A 15,609-nucleotide genomic window follows, 5' to 3' on the forward strand; every position below is an offset into this window, starting at 1 on the left:
GGTAAAATATGAAACTCCTTGGATTAATCGTTTTAAAACAGCTGTGGCACTAGGAACGATTATTAATGTCTATAAAGATGCAAAAGGAACCTTACATCTTGATAGCAATGTCTTAAATGCTGAACTTGACATTGCTAGACTTTATGGAGTAGTGCAAGGGGGAATTTCTTATGACTTGACTAAGGATTCTGATATTTCTTTAGGATATAGTGGAATTTTCTCTTCAGCTAATATTATAAGATCTCACGCCCTTATGTTTAGATATGCTTGGTGGTGGTGAGTTTAACTACTGGCTCACGCTTCGTTTCTTCTTATATATCATAATGAAATTAAAAGCTTCTTTGTGTTAAAATCTTGCTTTTGCAAATTTAAGGAGAGACTAATGCTAAAAGCGTGGATTTTTCTAATGCTTGCTATCGTATGTGAGGTTTTTGGCGTTTCTGTGATGAATTACTCACAGGAGGGTAATCAAATTTTCGTTTATGGCTTTATGTTTGCTATGATAGGCGTGGCGTATTATTTTATGTCTCTTTCTATACGCACGATTAGCGTAGGTGTGGCGTATGCTATTTGGGAAATTGTGGGGCTTAGCTTGATAACCCTTATCGCCGTTTTTATCTTTGGCACTTCTTTAAAAACGCAAGAATATATAGGCTTGGCACTTGCTATTGTAGGCATTGTGCTTGTGAATTTGGGAGAGAAACACGAGGCTAAAGATGTTTAATATCTATTTATTTTATGTCGTTTTAGCCGCACTTTTAGACATCGTGGCTAATCTCGCTTTAAATAAATCTAATGGCTTTAGGAATTTTAAATGGGGCTTATTATCCATTTTACTTGTATGGCTTGCCTTTTATCTTCTTGCTTTAAGTTTGGAGGGTATGAAACTAGCTATCGCTTACACACTTTGGGGAAGTATAGGGATTTTAGGCACGACTTTGGGGGGGTGGTATTTTTTTAAGCAGAAATTAAAGCCTATCGGCTGGGTGGGGATTTTTATCATCATTATCGCAGTGATTACGCTTAAAACGGCTTAAAGAATTAGCATCGCATCGCCGTAAGAATAAAAGCGGTATTTTAGTGTAACCGCCTCTTTGTAGAGTGCTAGGGTCTTTTCACGCCCTATAAAAGAGGATACAAGCATTATAAGCGTGGATTTTGGTAAGTGGAAATTCGTTAAGAGAAAATTTTGCCTTAAAGGCTTATTAAAAGGGTGTAAAAATAAATCACACGCCCCACTACAAAGCCCCGTCCTAACATAATACTCAATGCTTCTAGTCGCAGTCGTTCCTACGCCTAAAATTGCCTTTTTGCTGTCGATACACGCTTTTGCGGCTTCGTTGATGTGAAAAAATTCGCTGTGCATTTGATGCTCTCTTATGTCTTCGCATTCTACGCTTTTAAAGGTCCCTGCGCCTATGTGTAGGGTTATGGTGTGAATTTCGTGGCGTTTTTTAAGACTCTCTAACATAGCCTCACTAAAATGCAAACTCGCCGTAGGGGCTGCCACAGCACCTAAATTTTTGGCAAAAATGCTTTGATAATCCTGCGTGTCTTTAAGCGTGTCGGCTCTTTTGATATAGGGCGGTAGGGGGATATGCCCTATCTTTTCTAAAAGGGCGTAAAGCTTAGGGGTGTTAAGCAAATTTTCATCTTGTTTAAAGCAAACTTTGCGTAAGCCGTCCGCATAAAGCTCTAAAATTTCAGCACTCAAGCCCTCTTTAAAATGTAAAATCTCGCCTTTTTTAACCTTGCCTCTAATTTGTGCGTTAAATTCGCACTCGCTCACGCTAGAATGTAAAAAAAGCTCAATTTTCCCTCCGCTTTCTTTCGTCCCATAAATTCTAGCCTTAATGACCTTAGTATCATTAAAAAATATGGCACAATCAGGCAAAAACTGCTCCAAATTCGCAAAAATAGTGTGTGTAATCTTATCTTTCTCACGCTCATAAATTAAAAGTCTCGCCGCTTCTTTAGGCTGGGCTGGGTGTGTGGCGATAAGCTCTTTTGGTAAGGTATAATTGTAATTTGAAAGGCTTAAATCTTTATCCATTAAAACATTTCAAGTTTCATTAGTATAGGCAGACGCCTTAAAAATTTTTTGTAATGTAAGCTGAGTTGAGTGAAAACGCTTTCTCTATCTTTACAAGCTTGGTTATTTGCGTCATTGAAGTGGAAATTTTCATTTTGATAAATCCGCTCAAATAGCTCTTCTAAATTCATTTGATTTTCGTTAAAATAATGATTGAGAAAAGCTCTTTCTAAGCTATCTAGCGAAATTCCTCCTCCAGTAAGCGCACAGGCAAAAATATATTCCTCACTTAGCTTTTGATTTTTCAAAAGGCTGTGATTATAAAATTTAACCTCGTCAATTTTGCGTGTCGTATTTGGCACACAAATGCCTACAAGATTGAGAGTCATAAGATTAATTAAGAGTGAGAAAAAAACCCTTTGGTTTATGTCAATACCCATCATAAGTGTCTTGGCACTTTTAGGAGTGAAGTCCTCATTTTCAAGCCTTGAAATAAGCTCAATATAAGCCCATTTTAAATTCTCCTCGCAGTCCTTAAAGGTGTGGCTTGTGGGATAATCTAAAAGCACAAATTGCGTATTAAAAAGATAATCATCGATTTGTTTATCACTAAGTTTAAGGAGTTCTTTGCCATATAAATCATAGCGAAATCGTTTATTAAGGATAAAATCTTTCATTTGTTCTTTAAAAATCACATCGTTAATTTGAGCTAAGAAATTCTCTTGTTTAGGAGTAAATTTTTTAAAATGATAGGCTAATACGCACTCACAAATATAATTCAAGTCTCCCAGTTTTTTCATAGTTTCAGCCATATCACTAAAATAAGGCAAATACCAAGAATCGCATAGAAATTCGTGAATGCGGTAGATAGGATGAGAATGACGGTGTGTATTGATGGTGTCTAAAATGTTTTTATTGATGGTATTTTCCGGTTCTAATTGTGCAAATTTTTCTGTAAAAGAGAAAATTTTGTCAAAATTTTCTGTGTTTTCATTTTGTGAGTAAAGTTTGAAAATATGCCTTGCGTCCATATTTGTTGCTCTACCTAGCAAACAATTATAGCTAATATACACAACGCCACCTTCACGCAAAAATTCCTTGATAATGCTAAGGATAATTTGGCGATTTTCTTCATTAACCCAACAATAAATTCCGTGCAAGACTATAAAGTCAAAGCCTACTTCCTCGCCCTTAGCTCTCATTTTCCTAAAGCGTTCTAAAAGCTGCTCAAAGCTGTCTGCATAAAGGGTAAGATTTGAAATCTTGGCTTGTTCGCAGATATTTTTAGCAAATGCGACTTGATTTTCATTAAAATCTGTGCCGACAAAATACCCTTCATTGCTTACAGCGTGGGTCAGTAGCGACCGACCCATACCAAAGCCTAGTTCTAAATAATGCTTGTTCTTGACCGGTTTAAAGCCTGCAAAGAGGAGATTAAGATTAATAATATTAGGTTGAATTATATCAAAATACAAATCTTCGTAATCACTAGATTGAATATAGCCGTCATATTTCATTGTTTATTCCTTTCATTATTGTCGGTAGGGGTGGGATTGACTTTTTTGGCGATGAGAATAGAAATTCCATAAAGTCCGCAAAGTGGTATGGCGAGTAAAAATTGCGAAAAAACATCAGGCGGGGTCATCATCGCAGAAAAGATGAAGATGATTAAAACGGCGATTCTAAATTGTCTTTTTAAAAAAGCATCGTCAATCAAGCCAAGTTTAGCGAAAAAATAGGTCAAAACAGGCATTTCAAACGCCAAACCAAAGGCTATCATAAGCTTTGTAAAAAAGCCCACATAAGCCCCTATGCTAATGATAGGCTTAAAATTTTGCACACTTGCACCAAAATCGATGAGAAATTTAAAAGTAAAAGGCACAACGACAAAATAGCAAAACACACAGCCTAAAATAAACATCACACTAGCAAAAATGACAAAAGGCACGACAAGGCGTTTTTCATTATCATAAAGTCCGGGCGCGACAAAGCTCCAAAACTGCCAAAAGATCATAGGTAAAGATAGTAAAAACGCCGCGAAAAATGCCACTTTCATCGCGGTAAATAAAGGCTCTGCCATTTCGATGAAGTTAATTTGCTTTGAAATTTCAGGCAAAACAGCTTCAAGGGGCATAGTAAGGACATCTAGGATATATTTATTGAAAGTAAAACAGATAAAAAACATCACTATAACACATAAAACGCTTATGAGTAGCCTTTTTCTAAGTTCTATTAAATGGGGTTTTAGCTCTTCAAACATTTGCTTTTTCCGTAGGATTTTGTGGTGGAGTTTCTTTTTCTCTACTATCAAAAGTTAAATCCACTTTTGTTTTATCTAAAATATCTCTTTTTAAGTCGTCAAATTCTTCAAAACTAAGCTTTTTGCGTATGTTTTCATTACTTAGTGAAAATTCATCTTGGTATTTTTGCGCTTCGTCTTTAAGCTCTTTAATGCGAATTTCTTTTTCAATGCCAGCTTTAGCGTCATTAATATTACGCTTGATAGCCTTAATAATCTTAGCAATTTGCACTATGGCGTCTGGAAGCTTATCCGGTCCCAAAACCAAAATAGCGACAATTAAAATAACGATAATTTCACCCATACTCATAAAAAAGCCTTAAAAAAGATAGCATTTTATCTAAAAATACTTATTTAAGATTTAAGAGCAAAAAATTATCAATAAGCCTCGTTTTGCCGATATAAACAGCTAAAGCACCCAAAGCACTATCCTCAATGCGTTCTAAATTTTGCATAGTTTTAGGATTAACAAGCTCGATATAATCGATCCTAGCAAGGCTTTCTTTTTGTAATTCTTCACGCATAGCTTGAAGTATGATTTTGCTCTCTCTTTCGCCCTTTTGGATTAAATTCTCTCCTAAAAAAATCGCCCTTGAAAGCACTAAAGCCGCCTTTCTCTCTGCCTCATTTAAATAAACATTGCGTGAGCTTTTTGCCAAGCCGTCCTTTTCTCTTATAATGGGGCAAATTTCTATCTCAAGGTCTAAATTTAAATCCTCCACCATATGTTTAACCACAGCACATTGCTGGGCGTCTTTTTGTCCAAAATATGCCACATCAGGCGTGATAAGATGAAAAAATTTCATCAAAATGGTGCAAACTCCACGAAAATGCCCCTCTCTTTTTGCTCCGCATAATTTATCGGTGAGTGAGTTCATATCCACATAAGAGCTAAAGCCCTTAGGATACATTTGCTCTACACTGGGCGTAAAAAGCACTGCCACGCCCTCATTTTCGCAAAGTTTAGCGTCCCTTTCTAAGTCTCTTGGATAGGTCGCTAGGTCCTCATTAACGCCAAATTGCATAGGATTGACAAAAATGCTTACGATAATTTTATCGTTTTTACTTGCTTTTTTAATAAGGCTTAAATGTCCCTCGTGCAAATAGCCCATAGTCGGCACATAGCCTATACTTAGACCCTGATTTTTCCATTTTTTGATAATGTTTTTTAAATCTTTAATATCATTAATAATTTGCATTTTTTTCCTTTAATATAATTCTTCAATCCACTCGTCATTTTCTAAAGAAAAGCTATATTCTTCACTTGGGAATTCTCCGCTTTTAACGGCATTAATGTAGGCTTTTATGCCCTCATTTGGATTTAGGTTGGCAAATTGTTTGACAAATTTGGGTTTAAATCCTTGATGAAGTCCCAAAAAATCGTGATATACCAAAACCTGCCCATCGCAGTGTTTCCCCGCTCCTATGCCTATGGTAGGCACTTCTAGGATTTGAGTGATTTTTTTCGCTAATTTGCTTGGCACACATTCCATTAAAACCATACTAGCACCCGCATCTTGAACGGCTTTGGCATCATCGATGAGCTTTTTAGCGGCTTCTTTACTTTTGCCTTGCACCTTATATCCTCCCATAGCATTGACACTTTGCGGGGTAAGTCCTATGTGAGCGATAACTGGGATAGAAGCACGGCTTAAAGCCTTAATGCACTCACTAAACTCCCTCCCTCCCTCTAATTTCACGCCATTTGCACGACCTTCCTTCATCAATTTAGCGGCATTTTGCAAGGCGTCATAAACCGAGCTTTGATAAGACATAAAGGGCATATCAGCTAAAACAAAGGCATTTTTAGCGGCTTTTGAGACAGCTTTTGTAAAAACGAGCATTTCCTCCATACTTACACTTAGCGTATCCTCGTGTCCTAAAAGCACCATAGCCACAGAATCACCGACTAAAATCACATCCACCCCAGCCTCATCTAAAGCCTTAGCACTAGGATAATCGTAAGCTGCTACCATAGTGATTTTGTCCCCATTTGCTTTTTGTTTTTGAAAGTCGATAATGCTTTTTCTCATCATTTTTCCTTAAAATCGCGTCTTTTGTTGTATTTTTCTAATCTTTTTTCTCTTTCTTTGGCTTTTTCTAGCATTTGACGATTAAATCCTATAATCAAAAATGCCATTAACAAAACAAAAAGAAAGATTAAAATAAATTCTAAAATTGCCATTTTTACCCTTTGAAATTTTAAAAATTCTAACACATTTTTTTAAATCTTTAAAGAAAAATAAAAGATTATTTTTCTAAAATTTGGGCTTTAATTTTTAGTATTAAGGCTTTATTTTGACCCAAAAGAGTATGCAAGCATTTGTATTTTTTACCATCATCATTTTATGGGGCTATTTTTCTTTCCCTTACGAAATTTTGCAAGTAAGTGAGGGTAATGAGGTGTGGTATGCTTTTACCCCTAATGCTAAGGCTTATATGCTAAGTTATGGCGTTACAATTTTGCTTACTTTTTGTGCAGTTTGTATAGGACTTGTTTTTGGCTTTATTTTGGCTTTGATTCGCTTTTCTCCTTTTGGGGTGCTTAATTTTATCGTTGATGAATTTATCGACATTATACGCGGAACGCCTGTGATTTTACAGCTTATGATTTTTGCTTTTGTGATTTTTACCTTTTTAGATAATCTTTATGCGGCGATTTTAGCACTTGGACTTAATAGCTCGGCTTATATTGCTGAGATTGTAAGAAGTGGGATTAATAGCGTTGATAAGGGACAAATGGAAGCGGCTAGGGCTATGGGGCTTGATTATCAAAGCACGATGAGAGAGATTATTTTACCTCAAGCACTTAAAAATATTTTGCCCGCCCTTGCTAATGAATTTATTTCTCTTTTTAAAGAAACTTCCGTTGTAGGCTTTATAAGCGTGGTGGATATTACAATGCAAAGCAAGAGTTTGCAAGCTGTGCTTTATAATCCTAAGCCCATTATTTTCACAGGACTTGTATATTATGTGAGTGTTAAAATTTTTAGCTTAGGTGTGAGATTGTTAGAAAAAAGGTTAAATAAAAATGATTAAAACCGAAAATTTGTGTAAAAAATATGGAGATTTAGAAGTTTTAAGAAGCATTAGCACGCAAATCAAAAAAGGTGATGTCGTGGCTTTAATAGGACCTAGCGGAGGCGGTAAAAGCACCTTTTTACGCTGTCTTAATAAGCTAGAACTTGCTGATAGTGGTAAAATTTTTATCAAAGGAGAAAATATTTTAGACAAAAAGGTTGATATTAATAAAATTCGCCAAAAAGTGAGTATGGTTTTTCAGCATTTTAACCTTTTTGCAAATAAAAATGTCCTTGAGAATTTAATCTTAACGCCCATTAAAACGGGAATTTTAAGTCAAGATGAAGCGACTTTAAAGGCGGAAATTTTACTTTCTAAAGTGGGTTTAGAAGATAAAAAAACCTATATGCCACACAAACTTTCAGGCGGTCAAAAGCAACGCATAGCCATAGCTAGAAGTTTGATGATGAATCCTGATGTGATTTTATTTGATGAGCCTACTTCTGCACTGGATCCTGAAATGATAGGTGAGGTTTTAAACATTATGAAAGATTTGGCAAAAGAGGGTTTAACTATGCTTGTAGTAACGCACGAAATGGGCTTTGCGAAAAATGTGGCAAATCGCATTTTCTTTATGGACAAGGGGCAAATCGCCGTTGATGAAAGCCCAATAAGCGTATTTGAAAATCCTAAAAATGAAAGGCTTAGAGAATTTTTAAATAAGGTTTTAAACCACTAAGCCTTAATTTTGAGCTTTTTTAATAAGCTCTTCTGTGATTTTAGCGATTTCAAGCTCTTCATCTGTGGGGATAACAAAAATTTTCACTTTAGAATTTGCTTTGCTAATCTCTCTTTCCCCATCCTTATCACTTTCATTTAGGCTATCATCAAGCTCAAAGCCCAAATGTTTAAGTCTTTCACAAGTTTTTTGACGCACTAAAGAGGCATTTTCTCCTACTCCAGCAGTGAAAATCAAGGCGTCTGTATGCGGTAAGATGGCAAAATAAGAGCCTATATATTTAGCCAAACGATAACAATACATATCAAGGGCGAGGTGAGCGAGATTATTACCATTTTGAATTTCACTTACTACATCGCGAAAGTCGTTATAGCCACAAACGCCATAAAGTCCGCTTTGCTTATTCATCATAGTATCAAGCTCATCGGCGTTTAAATTCTTAGCCTTAGCGATGAAGGGTAGGGTGGCAGGGTCGATATCTCCACATCTTGTTCCCATCATCAAACCCTCAAGAGGTGTAAAGCCCATAGAGGTATCTATGCTTTTTCCATTTTTTATGGCGCACACACTAGCACCATTGCCAAGATGTGCGCTTATGGCGTTAATTTTTTCTTTATTCATTAAGGCTGCCGCTCTTGAGCTTACATAAGAATGCGAAGTGCCGTGAAAGCCATATTTTCTAATATTATATTCTGTATAATAATCATAAGGAAGCGCATACATATAGGCATAATCGGGCATACTCTTATGAAAAGCCGTATCAAAAATGGTCGCATTTGGAACTTTAGGAGCGGCTTTAAGCATAGTTTTAATCCCCGCTAAATGGGCTGGATTGTGAAGTGGGGCTATGGTGCTAACGCGATCAATTTCCTCTAGCACGAAGTCATTAACTAAACAATGCTCCGTTAAATTCTTCCCTCCATGCACTATTCTATGTCCGCAGCCATCAAGCTCGTTTAAATCTTTTAAAATCCCACTTTCATTAAAAAGCTCTTCGACTAGTTGTAAGCCTTTTTCGTGATTACCCATATGTGTATCGCGGCGCATTTTTGTGCCTGTTTTGGCGTTTTTTAGCTCGATTTTAGATTGATTATTGCCTATTTTTTCGACCAAACCACTTGCTAAGACTATTTTATTATCAAAAAGTTTGAATTTAATGGAAGAAGAGCCAGAATTTAAAACTAAAATTTTCATTTTTAATCCTTATTGTGCTTGAATCGCACTTAAAATTACGGTATCGACTATATCTTCTACTAAACAGCCTCTACTTAAATCATTAACAGGCTTTTTAAGTCCTTGTAAAATTGGTCCTATGGCAAGGGCATTTGCCGTTCTTTGCACGGCTTTGTAGCAAATATTTGCCGCGTCAAGATTAGGAAAAATATAAACATTTGCCTTGCCTGCTATGGTGGAATTTGGCATTTTTTTTGCGGCTGTTTTTGCATCATAAGCGCAGTCAAATTGCATAGGACCATCGATTTGTAATTCTGGGTAATTTTTCTTAGCGATTTTTAAAGCTTCATTGACTAAATCTACACTTTCACCTTTACCGCTATCTCCACTAGAATAAGAAAGCATTGCAATGCGAGGCTCAAGTCCAAAAGCCTTAGCACTCAAAGCACTTACATAAGCACTTTGAGCGAGTTGCTCGGCTGTTGGGTTAGGATTCACCGCACAATCTGCAAAAGCTAAAACCTTATCTTCAAGTCCCATAAAGAAAATGCCAGAGACGGAATTAATGCCCTCTTTTGTTTTGATGATTTGAAGGGCTGGGCGTATTGTTTCGGCTGTGGTGGTTGAAGCACCACTTACCATAGCGTCAGCTTTTTTACTATGCACGAGCATTGTGCCAAAATAAGTTCTATCTTTAACGAGTTTAGCGGCTTCTTCTAAACTCATCCCCTTAGCCTTTCTTGCCTCATAAAGCATAGCACTAAATTCTTCACATAGGGGCGAATTTGCAGGATCTAACACCTCAATGCCATTAAGATCTAGTCCAAGCTTTAGGGCATCTTCTTTGATTTTAGTCTCATTTCCAAGTAAGATGAGATGAACGACATTACTTCTAAGTAGGATTTCACTTGCTCTTAAAATTCTCTCATCATCGCTTTCTGGCAAAACAACGATTTTTTTATTTTTCACACTTTTTTTAATGAGCTCAAATTTAAAACGATTGGGTGTGATAAATTCATATTCTTTTAAATTCATAAGCTCATTAAAATCAAAATTTGCGTCAATTAAGGCGTAATTTTCTCCCTTAAGGCTTTCATCAAAGATCTTTCTTGCTATATTTTGGTCTTTTTGGTCGATAATGGCGGCTATGGGGGTGTTAAGATTTTTAGCAAGTTTAACGCTTAATTCAAAGCCATCTAAAATGCCAAATTCCGAAAAACTTGTTACTAAAACAAAGTTATATTTAGCTTTTAAATTTTCATATTCTTCTAAAATTTTGTTGAAAAAATAGTGAGGATCGTGGCTAAAGGTATTCATCGCATCGCGTAAGGTAAAGCCGTAACTTTCTTTTGAGCTTTGTTTGATGTTAAATTCTTCAAGCCACTCCTGCACGGTGGCTATTCTATGCACATAAATCACAGGGCAGTAAATGGCTACATTTTTATAATGTTTTGTGTAGTTTGCTAAAAGTTTTTTGGTGATGAGGGTATTTAAATCATCGCTTTTTGACCGCATAAGATAAAGATTTGCCATTATTTTTCCTTTGAATTTAAACTTGGAACGCTCTTTGCTTTCTAAGGTTTTGAAGTTATTGTAACGAAAAAATATAAAAAATTCATATCAAAGGACAGAAATGAAAAAAGTTTTCGTATATATATTACCATTTGCATTTTTTGGATGTAGTGCTGTGGTAGATCCTGAAATTTCGATGAAACCGCCAACTTATGTCGAAGAGCTTGCACCTAAGCAAAGTCATAATGTAGAATCAGCACCAGGATCCTTATTTGGCAAGGGGGATAATCCTTTATTTTCCGATAAAAAGGCGATGAATGTCAATGACTTAGTTACCGTCATCATACAAGAAAGCACAACGCAAAGCACACAAGCAAACAAAACAACCAGCAGAACAAATAATGCCAATTTGGGTGGCGGTGCTTTAGTGGGTAGCACAGGCGCTGTTAATCAGGTCTTAAATGGGGTCAATTCCTATTCCAACATAGGCTTTCAAACAAATAGCACAAATAACTACACAGGCACAGGCACACAAAGTAGAAATGAAAGTTTTAATACGACTATTTCTACAAGGGTGATTAAAATTCTTTCAAATGGAAATTATTTCATTGAAGGTTCTAGGGAGCTTTTGATTAACGGCGAGAAGCAAATTATCCAACTTAGCGGTGTGATTCGCCCTTATGATATAGGACAGGATAATACTATAGATAGTAAATACATAGCCGATGCGAAAATTCTTTACAAAACCGAAGGTGAAGTAGATAGAAGCACGAGAAAGCCTTGGGGTAGTAAATTTATCGAGGCGGTGTGGCCGTTTTAATTTTACGAGCCTTCTAGCTCGTAAAGTTTTTTTCTATCTGTAGAGCTTGTGATGCCTAGTTGTTTGCGGTATTTGGTAATCGTTCTTCTTCCTATGTCGATTTTAAATTCCGCTAGGATAAGTTCTAAAATTTTACTATCACTTAGGGGCTTTTGTTTGTTTTCGTTTTTGACTAAATTTGCGACAAAGTCCTTAACGCTAGCATTTGAAGTCTCTCCATCTTCATCAAGAGCAAAGGCAAAAAAATCTTTTAGAGGGATAAGCCCTCTATCACAACTTAAATATTTATTAGCAATGGCTCTTGAAATGGTCGAGGCATTACGCTCTAGATCTTGTGCTAAATCTTTCAAGGTCATAGGCTTAATTTCTTTTCCTAAAAAAAATTCATATTGATGCTCGACTATCATTAAGCCTATTTTATATAAGGTCGCCTTACGCATAGCAAGTGCATCGACTAAATTTCTAGCTTCTTTTAAATAGCTGCTTAAAAATTCGTGTTCTAAGCCGTCTGTTTCTATGTGAATTTCTGGGTAATAATCATCGTTAATTTTAACTTTAATTTCCCCATTTTCTCTAAAAATAAAAATATCAGGCACTATTGCTCTGCTTTCTTCAAAATACTCCAAAAAGGGCGGGATAGAAAATTTTTTAATCATCTCAATAGCTTCTTTATAAAGCTTTTCTTTTGTATATTGCTGAATATTTTCAAAATCTAAAATGAGCATTTTGCTAAATTCATAAAGCTCATCATTTTTAATTTCTATATTTTCTAAGGCAAATAAAAAAGCTTCCTTAAAGTCTATCGCTCCCACACCCACAGGCTCTAAATATTTAAAGCGTGTGCGAATTTTTTCTACCTCTTCTTTGGTAAATTCTCTCAAAATTGTTTCATCATATTCAAAATAGCCTTCGTGATTGAGGCATTGTATGATTTGATTAGCTATGGTTTGAGACTTTGCAGTGGGAAAAAGAGGGGGGATAATTTGCTCGTCTAAAAGCTCCCAAACGCTTCGCTCCCTTAAAGCTTTTTGCTCTAAAATGTCGCTTTTGGCATTGCGTTTAAAGAAATTATCATAATAGTTTTGTCCATTTTTTTGAGTTTGTGCTTTTTCTTCTATGCTTAGAAAAGGATTATCCTCAGCAAATTTATCTAAGCTTTCTTTTAAATCCTCAATGTTTGCTTGCAAAAGAGGAAGCCAAGAGCGTAAGGTGTTAGAAAGCTTTGTTTTAGGACTTTGGCTTAATTTTTGTCTTAACATCAATCAAGGAGTTTAAACTCCGCTCCTAAGTAGTATTTTTTCACATCTTGATTATGTGCGATTTCTTTAGCATTTCCACTAGCTAAAAGTGTGCCTTGCTTGATAACATAAGCCCTATCGCAAATAGCTAAGGTTTCGCGGACATTGTGGTCTGTGATTAAAATTCCAATATCAAGTCTTTTAAGCTCTTTGATAAGATTTTGAATTTCAGCCACAGCGATGGGATCAACCCCCGCAAAAGGCTCATCTAAAAGTAAGAATTTAGGCTCACACATCAAGCTTCTTGCGATTTCGCAACGCCTTCTTTCCCCCCCACTTAAACTTAAGCCTTTTCTAAGGCGTATAGGCTCTATGCTTAAGAGTTCTAGCATTTTTTCCACTTTTTCATTTAAAATTTTTTTATCTTTATAGAAAATTTCAGCAGCCAAAAGCAAATTATCTTCTACGCTTAAATCCTTAAAAACGCTACTTTCTTGTGGCAAATAGCCTATGCCCTGCCTTGCTCTTTTATTAAGCGGTTCTTTAGTGATGTCTGTGCCATTGAGTTTGACCTGACCTCCACTAGGTGTAATGAGACCGCATATCATATAAAAAGTTGTCGTTTTGCCAGCACCATTAGGACCTAAAAGTCCTACGACCTCTCCACTTTGAATTTCAAGTGAGATGTCGTGGATAATTTTCGTTTTTTTAATCACTTTTTCTAAATGTAAAACTTCTAATTTACTCATAAATCACATACTTTCTTCTTTGATTTAAAGGAAAAATTTCTATGATATAGGGCTTAATTCCCATTTTTTTTAAAGCTTTTTCTAAATTTTCATCGCCCCATTCAACCAAATGCAAACCTTCTTCAAAAAAATTTTCAAATAAGCCATTTTGCAAAATGCCATTTAAACCCACTTGATAAATGTCATAATGATAAATTTTTTTTGCATCTTTTTCATAGCTTTGCATTAAAGAAAAAGTCGGCGAATTTGCGTTTTCGTCAAAACCTATTTTTTTTAGCAAGGCTTGGACTAAACTTGTTTTCCCGCTTGCTAAATCTCCACGAAGTAGCACAACGCCACTATTTGGCAAGTGTTTTAAAAGCTCATTAAGTTCATCTTGTTTTAAAATCCATTCCCTCACAGCTTACTCACATACTCGCTTTGTGCGTTTTTTGGTATATTTTTACTTGTAGGTAGGGCAAGGACCTTATAGCTTTCTTTACGCTCATTTAAATGAAGCGTGATAATATCGCCTATTTTCACATCTTTACTAGGCTTTACAATCACGCCATTAATATCCACAACCTTACTCTTACACATATCCTCAGCTATGCTACGGCGTTTAGTAATATTAACTACATTTAAAAATTTATCAACTCTCATAAGGGGAATTTTAGCAAAAAAATGCAAATTAAAAATTATTTTGGAACAAATTTTGCTTTAAAAAACTTTCACTTAAGGCTTTTTTGCTAGAATTTTACGGAAATTTTATAAAGGAGTTTAAGGTGAAAGATAAAGTTAAAAAAGCGGTTTTGGCTTATTCTGGTGGGCTTGATACGAGCATTATTTTAAAATGGCTTCAAGATGAGTATGGGTGTGAGGTCGTTACCTTCACAGCAGACATAGGGCAGGGTGAAGAGCTTGAACCCGCTAGGCTTAAGGCTTTATCACTTGGCATTAAAGAAGAAAATATTTTCATTAAAGATTTAAAAGATGAATTTGTTAAAGATTATGTTTTCCCTATGTTTAGAGCAAATGCTATTTATGAGGGAGAATATCTACTTGGCACAAGCATAGCGCGCCCTTTAATCGCCAAAACTCAAGCACAAATCGCCCTACAAACAGGAGCTGATGCAGTTAGCCACGGTGCTACTGGCAAGGGTAATGATCAGGTGCGTTTTGAGCTTGGTTATTTAGCCTTTAATCCTGATTTAAAAATCATCGCTCCTTGGAGAGAGTGGGATTTAAATAGTCGCGAAAAGCTTTTAGCCTACGCAGCAAAACACGGCATAGATATTTCCAAGAAAAAGGGTAAATCTCCTTATTCAATGGATGCAAATTTGCTTCACATTTCTTACGAAGGACTTGTTTTAGAAGACCCTGCAGCAAGAGCGGAAGATGATATGTGGAGAATGACTAAAAGTCCTAAAGAGGCACCAAATGAAAGTCAAATTATAGAGCTTGAATTTAAACAGGGCGATTTAGTGGCGATTAATGATGAGTTTTTAAGCCCAGCCGGACTTTTAGCAAAACTTAACGAGCTAGGCTCAAAACACGGCATAGGACGCCTTGACATCGTGGAAAATCGCTTTGTAGGTATGAAAAGTAGGGGTTGCTACGAGACACCGGGCGGGACGATACTGCTAAAGGCACATAGAGCCATTGAAAGCATTACGCTTGATAGAGAAGCGGCACATTTAAAAGATGAGCTAATGCCTAAATATGCTCATCTTATCTATAATGGCTTTTGGTTTTCTCCGGAAAGATTAATGCTTCAAGCCTTAATCGATGAGAGTCAAAAATTTGTTAATGGTAAGGTAAGGTTGGAGCTTTACAAGGGTAGCGTGATGGTCGTAGGGCGTGAAAGTGCGAATGATAGCCTCTTTAATGCCGCTTTTTGCACCTTTGAAGAAGATGAAGTATATAATCAAAAAGATGCCGAAGGCTTTATCAAACTTAATGCTCTTCGTTTTATCATCGCTGGTAAAAATGGACGCAAATTTTAATTTGTAAAATGATTAAAATTGGGATAGAGTGAAAGCTTTTA

Annotated in this window: 20 protein-coding genes; 7 read left to right on the plus strand and 13 right to left on the minus strand. The window is 36.2% G+C overall.

What is annotated here, in order from left to right; all coding sequences use genetic code 11:
• The 3 genes from NYG92_RS02215 to NYG92_RS02225 all read left to right on the plus strand — a co-directional run.
• On the plus strand, positions 1–280 hold a 280-nt coding region (locus tag NYG92_RS02215), incomplete at its 5' end, for a hypothetical protein (protein WP_289233416.1).
• Positions 281–382: 102 nt separating this feature from the next.
• A complete protein-coding gene (locus NYG92_RS02220; RefSeq protein WP_270960356.1) occupies positions 383–724 on the plus strand; it encodes a DMT family transporter in 342 nt (113 codons plus the stop codon).
• 1 nt (position 725) lies between these two features.
• Positions 726–1,037 (plus strand): SMR family transporter, encoded by a 312-nt coding sequence (locus NYG92_RS02225; RefSeq protein ID WP_289233503.1) that lies wholly within the window; start codon positions 726–728, stop codon positions 1,035–1,037.
• On the opposite strand, the gene queA is transcribed toward NYG92_RS02225, so the two are convergent.
• From queA to NYG92_RS02260, 7 genes are read right to left on the minus strand one after another with little or no spacing between them, the layout of a single operon-like run.
• Entirely contained in the window at positions 1,034–2,053 is a 1,020-nt protein-coding gene (queA, locus tag NYG92_RS02230) for a tRNA preQ1(34) S-adenosylmethionine ribosyltransferase-isomerase QueA (RefSeq protein ID WP_289233417.1), read from the minus strand. The genes NYG92_RS02225 and queA overlap by 4 nt on opposite strands.
• Positions 2,053–3,549: a methyltransferase regulatory domain-containing protein gene (locus NYG92_RS02235; RefSeq protein WP_289233418.1), complete on the minus strand. Its 1,497-nt coding sequence runs from the start codon at positions 3,547–3,549 to the stop codon at positions 2,053–2,055. The genes queA and NYG92_RS02235 overlap by 1 nt, the downstream gene beginning before the upstream one ends.
• Entirely contained in the window at positions 3,546–4,292 is a 747-nt protein-coding gene (tatC, locus tag NYG92_RS02240; RefSeq protein ID WP_289233419.1) for a twin-arginine translocase subunit TatC, read from the minus strand. The genes NYG92_RS02235 and tatC overlap by 4 nt, the downstream gene beginning before the upstream one ends.
• Positions 4,285–4,641, minus strand: coding sequence for a Sec-independent protein translocase protein TatB (tatB, locus tag NYG92_RS02245; RefSeq protein ID WP_004277326.1), 357 nt, complete (start codon positions 4,639–4,641; stop codon positions 4,285–4,287). Before tatB ends, tatC begins: the two co-directional genes overlap by 8 nt.
• A gap of 40 nt (positions 4,642–4,681) precedes the next feature.
• A complete protein-coding gene (gene panC, locus NYG92_RS02250; protein ID WP_270969140.1) occupies positions 4,682–5,530 on the minus strand; it encodes a pantoate--beta-alanine ligase in 849 nt (282 codons plus the stop codon).
• A gap of 9 nt (positions 5,531–5,539) precedes the next feature.
• On the minus strand, positions 5,540–6,364 hold the full coding sequence (panB, locus tag NYG92_RS02255; protein ID WP_270966536.1) for a 3-methyl-2-oxobutanoate hydroxymethyltransferase: 825 nt from the start codon (positions 6,362–6,364) through the stop codon (positions 5,540–5,542).
• The gene (locus tag NYG92_RS02260) at positions 6,364–6,516 is read right to left on the minus strand and encodes a hypothetical protein (protein ID WP_224188718.1); all 153 of its coding nucleotides are present in this window, start codon (positions 6,514–6,516) and stop codon (positions 6,364–6,366) included. The genes panB and NYG92_RS02260 overlap by 1 nt, the downstream gene beginning before the upstream one ends.
• A 128-nt stretch (positions 6,517–6,644) precedes the next feature.
• Between NYG92_RS02260 and NYG92_RS02265 the strand changes: the two genes are divergently transcribed.
• Both NYG92_RS02265 and NYG92_RS02270 read left to right on the plus strand, forming a co-directional pair.
• The gene (locus tag NYG92_RS02265; RefSeq protein WP_412766953.1) at positions 6,645–7,370 is read left to right on the plus strand and encodes an amino acid ABC transporter permease; all 726 of its coding nucleotides are present in this window, start codon (positions 6,645–6,647) and stop codon (positions 7,368–7,370) included.
• The gene (locus NYG92_RS02270; protein ID WP_270976392.1) at positions 7,363–8,091 is read left to right on the plus strand and encodes an amino acid ABC transporter ATP-binding protein; all 729 of its coding nucleotides are present in this window, start codon (positions 7,363–7,365) and stop codon (positions 8,089–8,091) included. Before NYG92_RS02265 ends, NYG92_RS02270 begins: the two co-directional genes overlap by 8 nt.
• A gap of 3 nt (positions 8,092–8,094) precedes the next feature.
• Here the strand turns inward: NYG92_RS02270 and NYG92_RS02275 are convergent, their stop codons facing one another.
• The gene (locus NYG92_RS02275) at positions 8,095–9,285 is read right to left on the minus strand and encodes an acetate kinase (protein WP_289233420.1); all 1,191 of its coding nucleotides are present in this window, start codon (positions 9,283–9,285) and stop codon (positions 8,095–8,097) included.
• A 9-nt stretch (positions 9,286–9,294) separates the two neighbouring features.
• Positions 9,295–10,800 carry a phosphate acetyltransferase gene (gene pta, locus NYG92_RS02280; RefSeq protein WP_289233504.1) on the minus strand — a complete coding sequence of 502 codons (1,506 nt, stop codon included), beginning with the start codon at positions 10,798–10,800 and terminating at the stop codon, positions 9,295–9,297.
• A gap of 97 nt (positions 10,801–10,897) precedes the next feature.
• Here pta and flgH point away from each other — a divergent pair, with 97 nt between their 5' ends.
• Positions 10,898–11,596, plus strand: coding sequence for a flagellar basal body L-ring protein FlgH (gene flgH, locus NYG92_RS02285; RefSeq protein ID WP_289233421.1), 699 nt, complete (start codon positions 10,898–10,900; stop codon positions 11,594–11,596).
• Positions 11,597–11,598: 2 nt separating this feature from the next.
• Here flgH and NYG92_RS02290 read toward each other — a convergent pair whose 3' ends face one another.
• Genes NYG92_RS02290 through NYG92_RS02305 form a run of 4 tightly spaced genes read right to left on the minus strand, consistent with a single transcriptional unit; the run spans position 11,599 to position 14,225 of the window.
• Positions 11,599–12,855: an RNA polymerase factor sigma-54 gene (locus NYG92_RS02290; protein ID WP_289233422.1), complete on the minus strand. Its 1,257-nt coding sequence runs from the start codon at positions 12,853–12,855 to the stop codon at positions 11,599–11,601.
• A complete protein-coding gene (lptB, locus tag NYG92_RS02295) occupies positions 12,855–13,583 on the minus strand; it encodes an LPS export ABC transporter ATP-binding protein (protein WP_004277315.1) in 729 nt (242 codons plus the stop codon). The genes NYG92_RS02290 and lptB overlap by 1 nt, the downstream gene beginning before the upstream one ends.
• Positions 13,576–13,983: a tRNA (adenosine(37)-N6)-threonylcarbamoyltransferase complex ATPase subunit type 1 TsaE gene (tsaE, locus tag NYG92_RS02300; protein ID WP_289233423.1), complete on the minus strand. Its 408-nt coding sequence runs from the start codon at positions 13,981–13,983 to the stop codon at positions 13,576–13,578. Before tsaE ends, lptB begins: the two co-directional genes overlap by 8 nt.
• Positions 13,980–14,225 carry an RNA-binding S4 domain-containing protein gene (locus NYG92_RS02305; protein ID WP_257433306.1) on the minus strand — a complete coding sequence of 82 codons (246 nt, stop codon included), beginning with the start codon at positions 14,223–14,225 and terminating at the stop codon, positions 13,980–13,982. Before NYG92_RS02305 ends, tsaE begins: the two co-directional genes overlap by 4 nt.
• A gap of 122 nt (positions 14,226–14,347) precedes the next feature.
• Between NYG92_RS02305 and NYG92_RS02310 the strand changes: the two genes are divergently transcribed.
• Complete coding sequence (locus NYG92_RS02310) at positions 14,348–15,568, plus strand: argininosuccinate synthase (protein WP_270972310.1); 1,221 nt, start codon at positions 14,348–14,350, stop codon at positions 15,566–15,568.
• The last annotated feature ends 41 nt before the right edge of the window (positions 15,569–15,609 follow it).

The organism is Campylobacter felis, from assembly GCF_030250085.1.
Classification (GTDB): Bacteria; Campylobacterota; Campylobacteria; order Campylobacterales; family Campylobacteraceae; genus Campylobacter_D; species Campylobacter_D upsaliensis.